The 14,615-nt window shown below is 63.5% G+C and carries 17 protein-coding genes; 8 read left to right on the top strand and 9 right to left on the bottom strand.

Translation table 11 applies throughout. The features are described from left to right. Positions 1-40: 40 nt before the first annotated feature. Genes rsmD through AC1RL5_RS11160 form a run of 3 tightly spaced genes read right to left on the bottom strand, consistent with a single transcriptional unit; the run spans position 41 to position 3,499 of the window. Positions 41-661 carry a 16S rRNA (guanine(966)-N(2))-methyltransferase RsmD gene (gene rsmD / locus AC1RL5_RS11170; protein ID WP_011064034.1) on the bottom strand — a complete coding sequence of 207 codons (621 nt, stop codon included), beginning with the start codon at positions 659-661 and terminating at the stop codon, positions 41-43. Continuing rightward, a complete protein-coding gene (locus tag AC1RL5_RS11165; RefSeq protein WP_072451807.1) occupies positions 661-2,151 on the bottom strand; it encodes a M16 family metallopeptidase in 1,491 nt (496 codons plus the stop codon). Before AC1RL5_RS11165 ends, rsmD begins: the two co-directional genes overlap by 1 nt. After that, the gene (locus AC1RL5_RS11160) at positions 2,144-3,499 is read right to left on the bottom strand and encodes a M16 family metallopeptidase (RefSeq protein WP_072443566.1); all 1,356 of its coding nucleotides are present in this window, start codon (positions 3,497-3,499) and stop codon (positions 2,144-2,146) included. The genes AC1RL5_RS11165 and AC1RL5_RS11160 overlap by 8 nt, the downstream gene beginning before the upstream one ends. Positions 3,500-3,854: 355 nt before the next feature. Here AC1RL5_RS11160 and ftsY point away from each other — a divergent pair, with 355 nt between their 5' ends. The 4 genes from ftsY to rpoH all read left to right on the top strand — a co-directional run bounded on the left by ftsY (position 3,855) and on the right by rpoH (position 8,015). After that, positions 3,855-5,360, top strand: coding sequence for a signal recognition particle-docking protein FtsY (gene ftsY / locus AC1RL5_RS11155; RefSeq protein ID WP_492589347.1), 1,506 nt, complete (start codon positions 3,855-3,857; stop codon positions 5,358-5,360). Then, complete coding sequence (gene ftsE / locus AC1RL5_RS11150) at positions 5,357-6,028, top strand: cell division ATP-binding protein FtsE (protein WP_011064030.1); 672 nt, start codon at positions 5,357-5,359, stop codon at positions 6,026-6,028. The genes ftsY and ftsE overlap by 4 nt, the downstream gene beginning before the upstream one ends. Further along, entirely contained in the window at positions 6,025-7,047 is a 1,023-nt protein-coding gene (ftsX, locus tag AC1RL5_RS11145; RefSeq protein ID WP_015637373.1) for a permease-like cell division protein FtsX, read from the top strand. Before ftsE ends, ftsX begins: the two co-directional genes overlap by 4 nt. 113 nt (positions 7,048-7,160) lie before the next feature. Then, a complete protein-coding gene (gene rpoH / locus AC1RL5_RS11140; RefSeq protein WP_011064028.1) occupies positions 7,161-8,015 on the top strand; it encodes an RNA polymerase sigma factor RpoH in 855 nt (284 codons plus the stop codon). Positions 8,016-8,161: 146 nt separating this feature from the next. Here rpoH and mtgA read toward each other — a convergent pair whose 3' ends face one another. After that, entirely contained in the window at positions 8,162-8,884 is a 723-nt protein-coding gene (gene mtgA / locus AC1RL5_RS11135) for a monofunctional biosynthetic peptidoglycan transglycosylase (protein WP_072451805.1), read from the bottom strand. 74 nt (positions 8,885-8,958) lie between these two features. On the opposite strand from mtgA, the gene AC1RL5_RS11130 reads away from it, so the two are divergent. From AC1RL5_RS11130 to trmB, 4 genes are all read left to right on the top strand, one after another. After that, positions 8,959-9,339, top strand: a complete 381-nt coding sequence (locus tag AC1RL5_RS11130) for a DUF423 domain-containing protein (RefSeq protein WP_011064026.1) — start codon at positions 8,959-8,961, stop codon at positions 9,337-9,339. Between the two features lie 70 nt (positions 9,340-9,409). Next, entirely contained in the window at positions 9,410-9,610 is a 201-nt protein-coding gene (gene thiS, locus AC1RL5_RS11125; protein ID WP_011064025.1) for a sulfur carrier protein ThiS, read from the top strand. Between the two features lie 163 nt (positions 9,611-9,773). After that, complete coding sequence (locus tag AC1RL5_RS11120; protein ID WP_011064024.1) at positions 9,774-10,568, top strand: thiazole synthase; 795 nt, start codon at positions 9,774-9,776, stop codon at positions 10,566-10,568. 9 nt (positions 10,569-10,577) lie between these two features. Continuing rightward, a complete protein-coding gene (gene trmB / locus AC1RL5_RS11115) occupies positions 10,578-11,303 on the top strand; it encodes a tRNA (guanosine(46)-N7)-methyltransferase TrmB (protein ID WP_011064023.1) in 726 nt (241 codons plus the stop codon). Between the two features lie 93 nt (positions 11,304-11,396). Here the strand turns inward: trmB and AC1RL5_RS11110 are convergent, their stop codons facing one another. The 5 genes from AC1RL5_RS11110 to AC1RL5_RS11090 form a co-directional block, all read right to left on the bottom strand. Then, positions 11,397-11,945 carry an RNA 2'-phosphotransferase gene (locus AC1RL5_RS11110; RefSeq protein WP_011064022.1) on the bottom strand — a complete coding sequence of 183 codons (549 nt, stop codon included), beginning with the start codon at positions 11,943-11,945 and terminating at the stop codon, positions 11,397-11,399. 87 nt (positions 11,946-12,032) lie between these two features. Continuing rightward, entirely contained in the window at positions 12,033-12,356 is a 324-nt protein-coding gene (locus AC1RL5_RS11105; RefSeq protein WP_011064021.1) for a DUF3392 domain-containing protein, read from the bottom strand. 9 nt (positions 12,357-12,365) lie between these two features. Next, positions 12,366-13,568, bottom strand: coding sequence for a radical SAM family heme chaperone HemW (hemW, locus tag AC1RL5_RS11100; RefSeq protein ID WP_492589348.1), 1,203 nt, complete (start codon positions 13,566-13,568; stop codon positions 12,366-12,368). Continuing rightward, entirely contained in the window at positions 13,565-14,161 is a 597-nt protein-coding gene (gene rdgB / locus AC1RL5_RS11095) for an RdgB/HAM1 family non-canonical purine NTP pyrophosphatase (RefSeq protein WP_026020234.1), read from the bottom strand. The genes hemW and rdgB overlap by 4 nt, the downstream gene beginning before the upstream one ends. Then, positions 14,158-14,592 (bottom strand): DUF4426 domain-containing protein, encoded by a 435-nt coding sequence (locus tag AC1RL5_RS11090; protein WP_011064018.1) that lies wholly within the window; start codon positions 14,590-14,592, stop codon positions 14,158-14,160. The genes rdgB and AC1RL5_RS11090 overlap by 4 nt, the downstream gene beginning before the upstream one ends. Positions 14,593-14,615 lie beyond the last annotated feature (23 nt).

Raw genomic sequence — 14,615 nt, 5'->3', positions numbered from 1 at the left:
GCTCGGGCCTGAGCGTTGCTTGCGAGGTCGTGATCAGGTTCTAGGCGACGTTGTCTGCCATACGTTGCCACAACGAGTAATACACCTGCCCGGATTTTTGTTCACGGTGCAGGCGCCAGCTTCCGGGTAGCCCCAGGGTCGATGGCGCGGTTTCGCTTTCGGTGTAGATCCAGGCGTCGTCCGCCAGCCAGCCGCGCTCTTCCAGCAGGGCGCAGGCGGCGGGCAGCAGGTTCTGATTGAACGGCGGGTCGAGGAAGGCCAGGTCGAACGGCGTGGCCGGCTGGGTTTCCAGGTAGCGCAGGGCGTCGGCGGTCTGGGCCTGGCCGACGGTGCAGCGCAGGGTCCCCAGGTGCTCGCGCAGGCTGGAAATGGCCACGCTGCTGCTGTCCAGGGCCAGGCCCGTGGCGGCGCCACGGGACAGGGCTTCGAGAAACACCGCGCCGCTGCCGGCGAACAGGTCGATGACCTTGGCCCCGGCCACATAGGGCGCCAGCCAGTTGAACAGGGTTTCACGCACCCGGTCCGGGGTCGGCCGCAGCCCCGGCAGGTCGGGGAAGCTCAGCTTGCGGCTGCGCCATTCGCCGCCAATGATGCGCAACTGGCCCACGCCATTGTGCTGGTTGTGGACGGGTTTCTTGCTGGGACGGGCTGGACGGGCCATTAATGCTCCGGAACCCCGAGCGGCTGCTCGGCGGGTTTGTCAGTGGGGGGCGGCAACGGCTTTTGTGCGACGGTGGGGCCGGCGCTGACGATGACCATCTTGTCGACATTCAGGTGCTTGTTCATGGCGGCCTTGACCTGCTCCACCGTCAGCTCCTGGGATTGACGCATGAAGTCTTCCAGGTAGCTCAACGGCAGGTTGTAGAAACCCATGGCGCCCAACTGGCCGACGATATCGGCGTTGCTGGCGGTGGACAGCGGGAAGCTGCCAGCCAGTTCACGCTTGGCGTCGTCCAGCTCTTTCTGGGTCGGGCCGTTCTTCAGGTACTCGGCGAACACGTCCTGCACCAGCTTCAGGGTGCCCTCGCTCATTTCCGCGCGGGTCTGCAGGTTGATCATGAACGGGCCGCGGGCCTGCATCGGGGTGAAGCCCGAGTAGACGCCGTAGGTCAGGCCGCGCTTCTCGCGCACTTCGCTCATCAGCCGGGTGCCGAAGCCGCCACCGCCGAGAATCTGGTTGCCCAGGGAGACAGCGGCGTAGTCCGGGTCGTCACGGTCGATGCCCAGTTGCGCCAGCATCAGGCTGGTCTGGCTCGACGGGAACTCGATATGGCCGATGCTGGCCTTGGGTTCGGCAGGTTGCTCGATCTTCGCCAGCGCCGGGCCTTTTGGCAGGGCGGCGGAGACTTGCGCGGCAATCGCCTCGGCGTCGCTGCGGGACAGGTCGCCGACCAGGGCGATCACCACGTTGCCTGCGGCATAGGCCTTGGCGTGGAAAGCCTTGAGCTGGGCCAGGGTGATCGGCGGGATGCTCTTGGCATCGCCGTCGCTGGCATGGGCGTAAGGGTGGGTGCCATACAGGCGCTTCATCAGCTCCAGGCTGGCCAGCTTGCCGGGGTTCTGCTTCTGGTATTCGAAGCCGGCGAGCATCTGGTTCTTGATCCGCGCCAGGGAGTCGGCGGGGAAGGTCGGCTTGCCCACCACTTCGGCGAACAGCTTCAGCGCCGGTTCGCGCTTATCCACAGCGCTCAGGCTGCGCAGCGAGGCCACGGCCATGTCCTTGTAGGCGCCGTTGCCGAAATCCGCACCCAGGCCTTCGAAGCCCTGGGCGATGGCGCCTACATCCTTGCCGGCCACGCCTTCGTTGAGCATGGCGTTGGTCAGCAGGGCCACGCCCGGCGCGTTGCCGTCCTGGCTGCTGCCGGCGGCGAAGATCAGGCGCAGGTCGAACATCGGCAGCTCGCGGGCTTCGACGAACAGTACCTTGGCGCCTTCGGCGGTGTTCCAGGTCTGCACGTCCAGGTTGCGATGGCTGGGCGCCTTGCCGTCCAGCTCGGCCAAAGACTGCAGCTTCTGGCTGCTCTTGGCGTTGTCCAGGGCCTGGCTGGCGTTGGTCTGGCCGGAGTTCGACAGGTACAGGCCGCCGGCGGTGAGCAGGGCGACCAGGGCCAGCCCCAGCAGGACCGGTGAAGCTTTCTGGCGCTTAATCATGAGCGGACTCCTCAGGCAGTACATGGGCCACGCTCATACGTTCCCGGGTGAAATAGGTGCGGGCGGCCTTCTGGATGTCTTCCGGGGTCACGCTTTGCAGTTCCGCAAGCTCGGTGTCCATCAGCTTCCACGACAGGCCGACGGTTTCCAGCTGGCCGATGGCGGTGGCCTGGCTAGTGATGGAATCACGTTCGTAGACCAACCCGGCGATCACCTGGGCTCGCACCCGCTCCAGTTCCTCGGCGGATGGCGGGGTGGTCTTCAACTGGTCCAGCAGGCGCCACAGCCCGGCTTCGGCCTGGGCGATGGTTTTCTTCTTCTGGCTGTTGGGGGTGGCCGAGAGCATGAACAGGCTGTCGCCCCGGGTGTAGGCGTCGTAGCTGGTGGAGCCGCCGGACAGCAACTCTTCGCCGCGCTCCAGCTGGGTCGGGATGCGGGCGCTGTAGCCGCCGTCCAGCAGGGCCGCGGCCAGGCGCAGGGCGTTCACCGCGCGTTTGTCTTCGGCGGTGGCGATGCTCGGCACGTTGAAGGCCAGCATCAGGCTCGGCAGTTGGGTCTTGACGTGCAAGGTGATCAGGCGCTCGCCGGGCTCGGCCAGCTCCATGGGGATCTTCGCCGGTGGCACGTCACGCTTGGGGATCGCGCCGAAGTAGCGTTGGGCCAGGGTTTTCACCTCGTCCGGGGTGACGTCGCCGACTACCACCAGGGTGGCATTGTTCGGCACGTACCAGGCTTGGTACCAGTGGCGCAGTTCCTCGACCTTCATCCGGTTCAGGTCGGCCATCCAGCCGATGGTCGGCGTGTGGTAGCCGCTGGCCGGGTAGGCCATGGCCTTGAAGCGCTCGTAGGCCTTGGACATCGGCTTGTCGTCGGTGCGCAGGCGGCGCTCTTCCTTGATGACCTCGATTTCGCGGCTGAACTCGTCGGCCGGCAGGCGCAGGCTGGCCATGCGGTCGGCTTCCAGCTCCAGGGCCACGCCCAGGCGGTCGCGGGCCAGGACCTGGTAATAGGCCGTGAAGTCGTCGCTGGTGAAGGCGTTCTCTTCGGCGCCCAGGTCCCGCAGGATCAGGGAGGCCTCGCCGGGGCCGACTTTCTCGCTGCCCTTGAACATCATGTGTTCCAGGGCGTGGGACAAACCGGTCTGGCCCGGGGTTTCGTAGCTGGAGCCGACCTTGTACCAGACCTGGGACACCACCACCGGCGCGCGATGATCTTCGCGGACCACGACCTTGAGGCCGTTGTCGAGGGTGAATTCATGGGTGGGTTGAGGGTCGGCAGCCAGGGCTGCAAGGGGCAGACAAACTGTGCTGAGCAGCAGGCCTGCGGCGCGGCGGGCTAGAGCATTCATTCGTTTTTAAACCTGTTGGGCTGCCCGCGTGTTCTTAGCGTCAGCGGGCGAGGAGGTGCTAGGATACTGATCCGTTTTACTGGCGGCCACGCCTATCAGGTCTTCGCGGATCAGCATGTACTTGAGCAGGTTGTATGAGTTACCGGCAAGAAGCCCTGATTTACCAGCTAGACTTCGACTTTTCGCCGATTTTGCCGTTCCAGTCCTTTAGTAAAATCGCTCCTTGAAGTGCTTTTGGGCATTTCGACAACATGTTGCGCGTGAACAAGCTGGATGAAACACAGTCTGTTCTGCATCGAATATTTATTTACCGAGGCGCCCAGTGGCGCATCGCTACCTTGAGATAGCCGTCTCCATGTTTGGTTCCAACGACGACAAAAAGACCCCAGCCGCGGCTGGCGAGAAGAAAGGCCTGTTCGGATGGCTGCGCAAAAAGCCGCAGGAACCCGTCGTCGAACAGCCGCAAGTGCCTGCCGAGCCGGCACCGACTCCGGTCATCGAACCTGCCGCCAGCGTAGCCCCGGCCGAGCCGGTGGTGCTGCCAATGGCCGAGCCGGTGCTGCAACCGCACATCGCGCCTGAACCGGCGGCCCCCGCGGCGCCCGACCTGCCGCTGGCGCCAAGCGCCGAGCACAAGCCCTGGTTGACCCTGCCGGTGGCGGAAGAACCCGTGGCCCTGGTGGAAGACGCCCAGGCCGAGCATGTGGCTCCGCCGATTCCGGCTGTTGCCGTGCACCCTGAGCCGGTGGTCGAAGCCCCGGTGGTTAGCCCGGCCCCTGTGGTCGAGGTGCAAGCCCCGGTTGTTCCGGTATTCGTCGCCCCTGAACCTGTTGCTCCTGCTCCTGCTCCTGCTCCTGTAGCCGAGCCGGTTGTGGCGGCGGCAGAGCCCGAGCCTGTGACTGAGCCCCTCCGTCCCGCCGAAGAGAGCAAGATCGGCTTCTTCGCTCGCCTCAAGCAGGGCCTGTCCAAGACCAGCGCCAGCATTGGCGAAGGCATGGCCAGCCTGTTCCTCGGCAAGAAGGCCATCGATGACGAATTGCTGGAAGACCTGGAAACCCGCCTGCTGACCGCAGACGTCGGGGTCGAGGCGACTTCGGTGATCATCCAGAACCTGACCCAGAAGGTGGCACGCAAGCAGCTCACCGACTCCGATGCGCTGTATGCCTCGCTGCAGGCCGAACTCACCAGCATGCTCAAGCCGGTGGAACAACCACTGCAGATCGTCGCCCAGAACAAGCCGTTCGTGATCCTGGTGGTGGGCGTCAACGGCGCCGGCAAGACCACCACCATCGGCAAGCTGGCGAAGAAGCTGCAGTTGGAAGGCAAGAAAGTCATGCTGGCCGCCGGCGACACTTTCCGCGCCGCGGCAGTGGAGCAGCTGCAAGTCTGGGGCGAGCGCAACAAGATCCCGGTCATCGCCCAGCACACCGGTGCCGATTCGGCCTCGGTGATCTTCGATGCGGTGCAAGCGGCCAAGGCCCGTGGCATTGACGTGCTGATCGCCGACACGGCGGGGCGCCTGCACACCAAAGACAACCTGATGGAAGAGCTGAAGAAAGTCCGTCGGGTCATCGGCAAGCTCGATGCCGACGCGCCCCACGAGGTGCTGCTGGTGCTGGACGCCGGTACCGGCCAGAACGCCATCAACCAGGCCAAGCAGTTCAACCAGACGGTGCAGTTGTCCGGCCTGGCCCTGACCAAGCTCGACGGTACCGCCAAGGGTGGAGTGATCTTCGCCCTGGCCAAGCAGTTCGGCCTGCCGATCCGTTATATCGGCGTTGGTGAAGGTATCGACGACTTGCGTACCTTTGAAGCCGAACCCTTTGTCCAGGCACTGTTTGCCGAGCGGGAGCGTTCATGATTCGTTTCGAACAGGTCGGTAAGCGCTACCCCAACGGTCACGTTGGCCTGCATGAGCTGAGCTTTCGCGTGCGTCGCGGCGAATTCCTGTTTGTCACCGGCCATTCCGGCGCCGGTAAGAGCACCTTGCTGCGCCTGCTGCTGGCCATGGAGCGTCCGACTACCGGCAAATTGCTGTTGGCCGGGCAGGACCTGGGGCAGATCAGCAACGCGCAGATCCCGTTCCTGCGGCGGCAGATCGGCGTGGTGTTCCAGAACCACCAGTTGCTGTTCGACCGCACCGTATTCAACAACGTCGCCCTGCCGCTGCAGATCCTCGGCCTGTCCAAGGCGGAAATCGCCAAGCGGGTGGACTCGGCCCTGGAGCGCGTAGCGCTGTCGGACAAGACCGATCTGTACCCCGGCGACCTGTCCACCGGTCAGCAGCAGCGCGTGGGCATCGCCCGGGCCATCGTCCACCGCCCGGCTCTGCTGCTGGCGGACGAACCCACCGGTAACCTCGACCCGCGTCTTGCGGCGGAAATCATGGGCGTGTTCGAAGACATCAACCGCCTGGGCACCAGCGTGCTGATCGCCAGCCACGACCTGGCACTGATCGCCCGCATGCGCCACCGCATGCTGACCTTGCAACGCGGACGCTTGATCGGCGACGGGGAGGCCGGCGTATGAGTGCTACACGTACCCCTAAAGTGGCGGAGCGCGTAGCGCCCAAGGCGTCCGAAGCACCACCGCCGAAGAAAAAGCGTGACGAGGACGACGGCCCGGATTTCGGCACCCTGCTGCACGCCTGGATCGAAAGCCATCGCGCCAGCCTGCTGGACAGCCTGCGGCGCCTGGGCAAACAGCCCATCGGCAGCTTCTTTACCTGCCTGGTGATGGCCGTGGCCTTAAGCCTGCCCATGGGCTTGTCGCTGTTGCTCAATAATGTCGAGCGCCTGGGCGGATCCTGGCAGCGCGCGGCGCAGATCTCGCTGTACCTGGATCTGGGGGCTTCTGCCACCGAGGGCGAGAAGCTCAGTGAAGAGATCAAGGGCCTGCCCGGTGTGGCGGATGCCGAGTTCATCAGCAAGGAAAAGGCCCTGGAGGAGTTCCAGCAGCAGTCCGGGCTGGGCGAGGCCTTGCGCGAACTGCCCCATAACCCGCTGCCGGGTGTAGTGCTGGTCACACCGAACGAAGTGGACAAGGCGACCCTGGAAGCCCTGCGCCAGCGGTTGTCGGAAATGCCCAAGGTGCAACTGGCGCAACTGGACCTGGTATGGGTCGAGCGGCTGGCGGCGATCCTCAAGCTGGGGGACCGCTTTGTCTTCGGCCTGACGGTGCTGCTGGTTTCTGCATTACTTTTGGTGATAGGCAATACCATTCGTCTTCATATTGAAAACCGCCGCACCGAGATAGAAGTGATTAAACTCGTCGGCGGCACGGACAGTTATGTTCGTCGACCCTTCCTCTATATGGGGGCGCTGTATGGTTTCGGCGCGGGGATCCTGTCCTGGGGTGTATTGGCGTTTGGCCTGAACTGGCTGAACGACGCGGTAATCGGTCTGGCTGGCTTGTATGGCAGCGATTTTGCCCTCGCGGGGGTGCCGGTTGCCGATGGTCTGTCGCTCTTGCTAGGGGCGGTGCTGTTGGGTTATATCGGTGCGTGGATTGCGGTGGCCCGTCATCTGAGGGAACTGGCACCGAAGTAATGTCTTTTTGCTTGTATTGACCTTTCAGCATTTTTGGGAACTTGTTTCGCGGTTTCCGGTCAATTTTCGCAGTGCTGAACGGCACGAGTTATGTGAGTCGGAGGTTTTTTCGTATGACCACTTCTTTGCAACCTGCTTACGCATTGGTTCCAGGCGCAAACCTGGAGGCTTATGTGCACACGGTGAACAGCATTCCATTGCTGACACCCGAGCAGGAGCGTGAACTGGCCGAGAGTCTCTACTATGAGCAGGATCTTGAGGCGGCTCGGCAGATGGTGCTCGCCCACCTGCGTTTTGTCGTACATATCGCCCGTAGCTATTCCGGCTACGGGTTGGCCCAGGCTGACCTGATCCAGGAAGGCAACGTTGGCCTGATGAAAGCCGTGAAGCGCTTCAACCCTGAAATGGGTGTGCGCCTGGTGTCCTTTGCCGTGCACTGGATCAAGGCGGAAATTCACGAGTTCATCCTGCGTAACTGGCGGATTGTGAAGGTTGCTACCACCAAGGCGCAGCGCAAGCTGTTCTTCAACCTGCGCAGCCAGAAGAAGCGTCTGGCCTGGCTGAACAACGAAGAAGTTCACCGCGTGGCGGAAAGCCTGGGCGTGGAGCCTCGTGAAGTGCGGGAAATGGAAAGCCGGCTGACCGGCCAGGACATGGCGTTCGATCCGGCTGCGGAAGCGGACGACGACAGCGCCTTCCAGTCGCCAGCCAACTACCTGGAAGACCACCGCTACGACCCGGCGCTGCAACTTGAGGATGCCGACTGGAGCGACAACTCCACCAGCAACCTGCACGAAGCCCTGGAAGTGCTGGACGAACGCAGCCGTGACATCCTCTACCAGCGCTGGCTGGCCGAAGAGAAAGCCACGCTGCACGACCTGGCGCAGAAGTACAACGTTTCGGCCGAGCGGATTCGCCAGTTGGAAAAAAGCGCGATGAACAAGCTGAAACTGTCCATCGCCGCTTAAGCCTGAAGCGTCATGCAAAACGCCCCGATTACCTCGGGGCGTTTTTGTTTGTGCGGTTGGCGTAGGAGCCGGCTTGCCGGCGAATCCCCGGCCCAGCACCCATCTCGAACATGCTCAAGAAGAACCGGCGCAAAGCCAAATCCGGGTTACTCCGCCCAGGGCGCCCTGCGCGACTCGTTCAGCCGATTCAAGTAATCGGCTCCACCCAACTGGCTCATCTGCCGCCGAACCCAGCCCGCCCGCTGCATCACATAAGTGCTGGGACGTGCTGCGCTCCACACCCTTGGATTGGGCAGGACAGCGGCTAGCAGGCTGGCTTGCTGGCGTGACAGATTGGCCGCGCTGACGCCGAAGTGATGGCGCGCCGCGGCTTCTGCCCCGAACACCCCTTCATCCCATTCGACACTGTTGAGGTAGACCTCAAGAATCCGCTGCTTGGGCCAGAACACCTCGATCAGCGCGGTGAACCAGGCTTCCAGTCCCTTGCGCAGGTAGCTGCGGCCGGACCACAGGAACAGGTTTTTCGACACTTGCTGGCTCAGGGTACTGGCGCCACGGATCGAGCCGCCCCTTTCGTTGTGGATCAACGCTGCCTGGATTGCATCGATATCGAAGCCCCAGTGCTCGGGGAATTTCTGATCCTCGCCGGCGATCACCGCCACCTTGAGGTTGTCGGAGATTTCATCCCAAGGCTTCCAGGTGCGCTGCAGGTCGATGGGATCATTGTCGATCCACGACTCGACCTTGCGTTCCACCATCAGGGCGGTGCCCGGTGGCGGTACGAAACGCAACAGCAGCACCAGCAGGACGCTGCCGACCACGAACCACATCAAGGCTTTTACAAGACGACGAAACAGATAACGCAGCATAGAGATGGCTTGGCCGAACCCGTTGAGCGCGCCATTATACAGACCCTTTGTGCTGAATCTGACTGGAGTTCCTCATGTTGCGTGGCTTCCTGATGCTGGCCGCCTTTTTCGGTTTCACCGGGGTTGCCCTTGGCGCTTTCGCCGCCCACGGTCTTAAAAATCGCCTGAGCACGGACTACCTGGCTATTTTTCATACAGGTGTTACCTATCAACTGGTGCATGCCCTGGCGTTGTTCGGCGTCGCCTTGCTGGCGGCTCATATTCCCGGGCGGCTGGTGACCTGGGCCGGCGCTGCCTTCACCCTGGGCATCCTGCTGTTCTCCGGTAGCCTGTACCTGCTGACCCTGACTGGCACCAGCAAGCTGGGGATCATCACCCCCTTCGGCGGTGTGGCCTTCCTGGTCGGCTGGTTCCTGCTGGGGCTTGCCGCCTGGCGCCTGCAAGTTGCCGGCTGACGCTTGTAGCTGACCTTTAGGTCATGATCGGGCTAGAATGCTGGCCCCTAAAAATGATGGCGGCCTTGGCATGCGCATTCAGTTGAACGGTGAATCCTTTGAACTGCCCGACGGCTCGACCGTTGCGGCCCTGCTGAGCCATCTGGAACTCACCGGACGGCGGATCGCGGTGGAACTCAACCTGGATATCGTTCCGCGCAGCCAGCACGCCGAAACCGCTCTCAACGAAGGTGACCAGGTAGAAGTGGTCCACGCCATCGGCGGCGGCTAGTCACTGGCTTCAACAGCGCTGCTGTCCATCTGCGCAGCGCCCAGGCCCGGCTCCGGGCCCTCTCATGGACGACATGCTTTCACCGGCCCCGGATTGAGGGTCACCAGCGCCCCGGGCCTGATAAAGAATTCTGCAAGAACCTCACCCCAACAGAGGATTTCCGATGAGCAACGTTCGTAGTGACAAGCCTTTCGTCCTGGCCGGTCGGACGTACCAGTCGCGTTTGCTGGTAGGCACCGGCAAGTACCGCGACATGGAAGAAACCCGCCTGGCCATCGAGGCCTCGGGTGCCGAGATCGTGACCGTTGCCGTGCGCCGGACCAATATCGGCCAGAACCCGGGCGAACCGAACCTGCTGGATATCCTGCCGCCGGATCGCTACACCATCCTGCCCAACACCGCCGGCTGCTATGACGCGGTCGAGGCCGTGCGCACCTGCCGTCTGGCCCGTGAGCTGCTCGATGGCCACAACCTGGTGAAGCTGGAAGTCCTGGCCGACCAGAAGACCCTGTTCCCCAACGTGCTGGAAACCCTCAAGGCCGCCGAAGTGCTGGTCAAGGAAGGTTTCGACGTGATGGTCTACACCAGCGACGACCCGATCATCGCCCGCCAGCTGGCGGAAATGGGCTGCATCGCGGTCATGCCGCTGGCCGGGCTGATTGGCACCGGGCTGGGGATCTGCAACCCGTACAACCTGCAGATCATCCTTGAAGAAGCCAAGGTTCCGGTACTGGTGGATGCCGGTGTCGGTACCGCTTCCGACGCCACCATCGCCATGGAGCTGGGGTGTGAGGCGGTGCTGATGAACTCGGCCATCGCCCACGCGCAGCAGCCGGTGATGATGGCCGAAGCCATGAAACACGCAATTGTCGCGGGCCGCCTGGCGTACCTCGCCGGTCGCATGCCGAAGAAACTCTATGCCAGCGCCTCTTCGCCGCTGGATGGTCTGATCAAGTAAGAGCCATTGATGACTGAATCAAACGACACGCCAATCCAGCCGGAAGCCGGCGACGAGCGCCAACACCGCCGCATCAAGAGTTTCGTGATGCGCGCCGGGCGCATGACCGAAGGCCAGCAACGCGGCCTGGACCAGGGCGCGCCGCTGTACGTGCTGCCCTTGGCCGACGCCCCGGTGGATTACGACCAGGTGTTCGGCCGTTCGGCACCACGCTCCCTGGAAATCGGCTTCGGCATGGGTCACTCGCTGCTGGAAATGGCGGCGGCGGCCCCGGAGCAGGATTTCATCGGCGTTGAGGTTCACCGCCCGGGTGTCGGCGCGCTGCTCAATGGCGTGCTGACCCAGGGCCTGACCAACCTGCGGGTCTACGATTGCGACGCCATCGAGGTGCTCAACCGCTGCATCGCCGACAACAGCCTGGACCGGCTGATGCTGTTCTTCCCCGATCCGTGGCACAAGAGCCGGCACCACAAGCGCCGCATCGTCCAGGCCTCCTTCGCCGAGCTGGTGCGCAGCAAGCTCAAGGTTGGCGGCATTCTGCACATGGCTACCGACTGGGAGCCCTATGCCGAATACATGCTGGAGGTGATGAACGTCGCCCCGGGTTATCGCAACCTGGCCGAAGACGGCAAGTGTGTACCGCGCCCGGCCGAACGCCCGATCACCAAGTTCGAGCGTCGCGGCGAGCGCCTGGGCCACGGCGTGTGGGATTTGAAGTTCGAAAAGCTCGCCTGAGCCCCGCGGACACGCTGCTGTAGGAGCTGCCGGGCGGCGTTCCGCTTGCCAGCGAAGAGGCCTTCAAGGTCGCCTTCGCCAGCCAGCTGGCTCCTACAGGGCTTTGATGAAGCCGACCGGCACCTGGTCGGTCAGCCACACCCCATTCTCTGCCTGATAGAAGGTGAAGCCCTGGGCCTGCATGGCCTGGGCGTCGATCTGCAGGATCACCACCTTGCCATAGCGCTGGCCCACGGCCCGGGCGGTGTCGATTTCCTGGGACAGGTGCACGTGGTGCCGTGAACCCGGGATCAGCCCCTTTTCGTTGATCGAATCCATGAAGCGCGTGGCGGTGCCGTGGAAGAGCACGGCGGGCGGTTGCTTTGCCTCAAGCTGCAATTGCACGGCCTTGTTGGAATGCCCCTGAACGGCACGAATCCGCCGGCTGTCAGCCGAGAGGGCGAAGCGCTTCTTGTCGTTGCCTTCGACCACCAGCTCGATCAGTTCCCGGCTCAGTTGCCGGCCGTTCTTGGCTGCACCGCTGATCAGCGCGTCGATATCGCCCCAGCCTTCGCTGTCCAGTTCCAGGCCGATGGCCTGGGGCTCGTGGCGCAGCACATAGCTGAGGAACTTGCTGGTGTCCTCGATGACTTTCTTGCTCATGTTCTTCCTTGATAACGGGGGCAGCCGTTGGATTGCGTTCGCCGGCTTGGTGTAGGAGCCGGCTTGCCGGCGAAGGGGCCCTGCGAATTAACGACGATCAGCGACCACGCCAATCAGCACCAGCACCACCAACAGCACTGGCGCCAGGCTGTAGTTGTTGAACTGGCTCAGGCCGCGGACGATCCACGGTGTGGCGTAGATCAGCGCCAGGCCGCTGCCCACCATGCACAGCAGGGCCATCAGCGGCACCCGCAGGGCGCCGGCGATGCCGCCCAGGCGCTGTTCGACCCAGCCCTTGATGTCCGCGCCGAACAGCACCAGCAGGCAGCCCACCAGTGCCAGGGCGATTTCCGAGAGGTTGCTGCGACTCCAGCGGGACACGGTGGCGAGCAGGTCGAGTACCAGATCCATGTGATTTCCTTAGATCAGAAAGTATTGCAGCAGGTCATTGAGAAAAAGTTGCCCGCGGGCCGTGGCCGCCAGGCGTGACGGTTCGACCTGCAACAAGCCGCTTTGTTCGGCCTGGCGCCGACCTTCGGCGAGGCTGACCAGGTCCAGGCCGGTGCGTTGGGCGAACAGCTCAGCGTCCACGCCATCGGTGAGGCGCAGGGCGTTCATCAGGAACTCGAACGGCAGCTCTTCGTTGCCCAGGGCCTTCTCGCCCGCCTTGAACTGCTTGGCCGGGTTCAGGTAGTCCTTGGGCAGGCGGGTCTTCCAGGTGCGCAGGATGCGCCCGTCCGGGTGGCTGAGTTTGCCGTGGGCACCGGCGCCGATCCCGATGAAGTCGCCAAAGCTCCAGTAGTTCAGGTTGTGCCGCGCCGCGCGCCCGGGCTGGGCGTAGGCCGAGACTTCGTACTGGGCATAGCCGTGTTCGGCCAGCAGGGCCTGTCCGGCTTCCTGGATGTCCCACAGGGTGTCGTCTTCCGGCAGTACCGGTGGCTGGTTCCAGAACACCGTGTTGGGCTCCAGGGTCAGCTGGTACCAGGACAGGTGGGTCGGCTTCATCGCAATGGCCTGGCGCAGGTCGCCCAGGGCATCGTCCAGGGACTGGTCCGGCAGGCCGTGCATCAGGTCCAGGTTGAAGTTGTCGAACCCGGCTTGGCGCGCCATGCCAGCGGCGCGAATCGCTTCATCGCCGTTGTGGATGCGGCCCAGGGCCTTGAGCTTATGTTCTTGGAAACTCTGGATGCCGATGGACAGGCGGTTGATGCCCAAGGCGCGGTAGGCGGTGAATTTTTCCTGCTCGAAGGTCCCGGGGTTGGCTTCCAGGGTGATTTCGATGTCGGGGGCAAACCGGATGCGCTGTTCCACGCCCTTGAGCAGCCGACCCAGGGCCTGGGCGCTGAACAGGCTCGGGGTGCCGCCGCCGAAGAAGATCGAGCTCAGCTCGCGACCGTGCACGGCGTGCAGGTCCTGGTCGAGGTCGGCCAGCAGGGCGTCGACGTACTCCTCTTCCGGTAGCGTCGGGCTGGCCGCGTGGGAGTTGAAGTCGCAGTAGGGGCATTTGCGTACACACCACGGGATGTGGATGTACAGCGCCAGGGGCGGCAACTGGGGCAGCGCCGCCCGGGGCGTATGCGCGCCGCCGAGAATCAGCGGCGACGCGGAGGGCTCGTGGCTCATTTCAGGCCCAGGCGTTGCCGCAGAATGGCCATGGCGCGGGCGCGGTGGCTGAGCTGGTTTTTCTCCTCGGGGCCCAGTTCGGCGCTGGAGCAGTTGCGTTCCGGCACCCAGAACAGCGGGTCGTAGCCGAAGCCGTGCTCGCCGCTGGCGGCGGTAAGGATGCGCCCGTGCCACAGGCCTTCGCAGAGGATCGGCAGCGGATCGTCGGCGTGCCGTACCAGTGCCAGGACGCAGACGAACTGCGCACCGCGCTCGGCTTGCGGGACATCCTTGAGGGCTTCGAGCAGCTTGGCGTTGTTCGCCGCGTCGCCCTGGCCGTCGGCGTAGCGGGCCGAGTAGATGCCCGGGGCGCCACCGAGGAAGTCCACTGCCAGGCCGGAGTCGTCGGCCAGTGCCGGCAAGCCGGAAATGCGTGCGGCATTGCGCGCCTTGAGGATGGCGTTTTCGACGAACGACAGGCCGGTTTCTTCCGGCTCGACGCTGCTGAACTCGCCGATCGAGCGCAATTGCACCGAAGCGCCGAGCATGGCCTGGAGTTCTTTGAGTTTGCCGGCGTTATGGCTGGCCAGTACGAGTTGCGTGAGGTTCATTATTCGCCCGGGAATAGCTCTTGGTTGAAGCTGAAGCTGTTGGTGTCACCGCCAGTCTGCACATTGATGGTGAACGTACGGTTTTCCTGCTGCTCCACCGGGAACTGGGCGATGTAGTAGATCGCGCCCTGCTCGGTGATCTGGCGGAATTTCAGCGGGATGCTCTTGCTGGTCAGGTCCTTGACCGTGCCACTGACCTGGCCGACCAGCGGCTTGCCGTCCTTGATCAGGGAAACGTTGATCACGCCCTGGTTCTTGCTGCGGACCAGCTCCGCCGCCCTGGCGATATCAGGCTGCAGGTAGGTGGAGTTGAAGGTGTTGTAGTGCACGGTGATGTCACCGAACACTTCCTGGCGTTCGCCCTTGATCGGGTCCGCCGCCAGGGCGCTGACGCTCAGGCAGGCAGCCAGTAGAAATGTAACCAGACGTCCCATGATGGTTCTCCTCGATGCAACGT

The organism is Pseudomonas sp. GW822-FHT06D10 (genome assembly GCF_058799535.1).
The sequence above is the reverse complement of the archived record's forward strand: the minus strand, read 5'-3'. Positions and strand labels throughout refer to the sequence as shown.

What these genes read in the sequence shown, in the direction of transcription:
- rsmD (WP_011064034.1), bottom strand. Translation starts at nt 661, where the DNA reads ATGGCCCGTCCAGCCCGTCCCAGCAAGAAACCCGTCCACAACCAGCAC.
- AC1RL5_RS11165 (WP_072451807.1), bottom strand. Translation starts at nt 2,151, where the DNA reads ATGATTAAGCGCCAGAAAGCTTCACCGGTCCTGCTGGGGCTGGCCCTG.
- AC1RL5_RS11160 (WP_072443566.1), bottom strand. Translation starts at nt 3,499, where the DNA reads ATGAATGCTCTAGCCCGCCGCGCCGCAGGCCTGCTGCTCAGCACAGTT.
- ftsY (WP_492589347.1), top strand. Translation starts at nt 3,855, where the DNA reads ATGTTTGGTTCCAACGACGACAAAAAGACCCCAGCCGCGGCTGGCGAG.
- ftsE (WP_011064030.1), top strand. Translation starts at nt 5,357, where the DNA reads ATGATTCGTTTCGAACAGGTCGGTAAGCGCTACCCCAACGGTCACGTT.
- ftsX (WP_015637373.1), top strand. Translation starts at nt 6,025, where the DNA reads ATGAGTGCTACACGTACCCCTAAAGTGGCGGAGCGCGTAGCGCCCAAG.
- rpoH (WP_011064028.1), top strand. Translation starts at nt 7,161, where the DNA reads ATGACCACTTCTTTGCAACCTGCTTACGCATTGGTTCCAGGCGCAAAC.
- mtgA (WP_072451805.1), bottom strand. Translation starts at nt 8,884, where the DNA reads ATGCTGCGTTATCTGTTTCGTCGTCTTGTAAAAGCCTTGATGTGGTTC.
- AC1RL5_RS11130 (WP_011064026.1), top strand. Translation starts at nt 8,959, where the DNA reads ATGTTGCGTGGCTTCCTGATGCTGGCCGCCTTTTTCGGTTTCACCGGG.
- thiS (WP_011064025.1), top strand. Translation starts at nt 9,410, where the DNA reads ATGCGCATTCAGTTGAACGGTGAATCCTTTGAACTGCCCGACGGCTCG.
- AC1RL5_RS11120 (WP_011064024.1), top strand. Translation starts at nt 9,774, where the DNA reads ATGAGCAACGTTCGTAGTGACAAGCCTTTCGTCCTGGCCGGTCGGACG.
- trmB (WP_011064023.1), top strand. Translation starts at nt 10,578, where the DNA reads ATGACTGAATCAAACGACACGCCAATCCAGCCGGAAGCCGGCGACGAG.
- AC1RL5_RS11110 (WP_011064022.1), bottom strand. Translation starts at nt 11,945, where the DNA reads ATGAGCAAGAAAGTCATCGAGGACACCAGCAAGTTCCTCAGCTATGTG.
- AC1RL5_RS11105 (WP_011064021.1), bottom strand. Translation starts at nt 12,356, where the DNA reads ATGGATCTGGTACTCGACCTGCTCGCCACCGTGTCCCGCTGGAGTCGC.
- hemW (WP_492589348.1), bottom strand. Translation starts at nt 13,568, where the DNA reads ATGAGCCACGAGCCCTCCGCGTCGCCGCTGATTCTCGGCGGCGCGCAT.
- AC1RL5_RS11090 (WP_011064018.1), bottom strand. Translation starts at nt 14,592, where the DNA reads ATGGGACGTCTGGTTACATTTCTACTGGCTGCCTGCCTGAGCGTCAGC.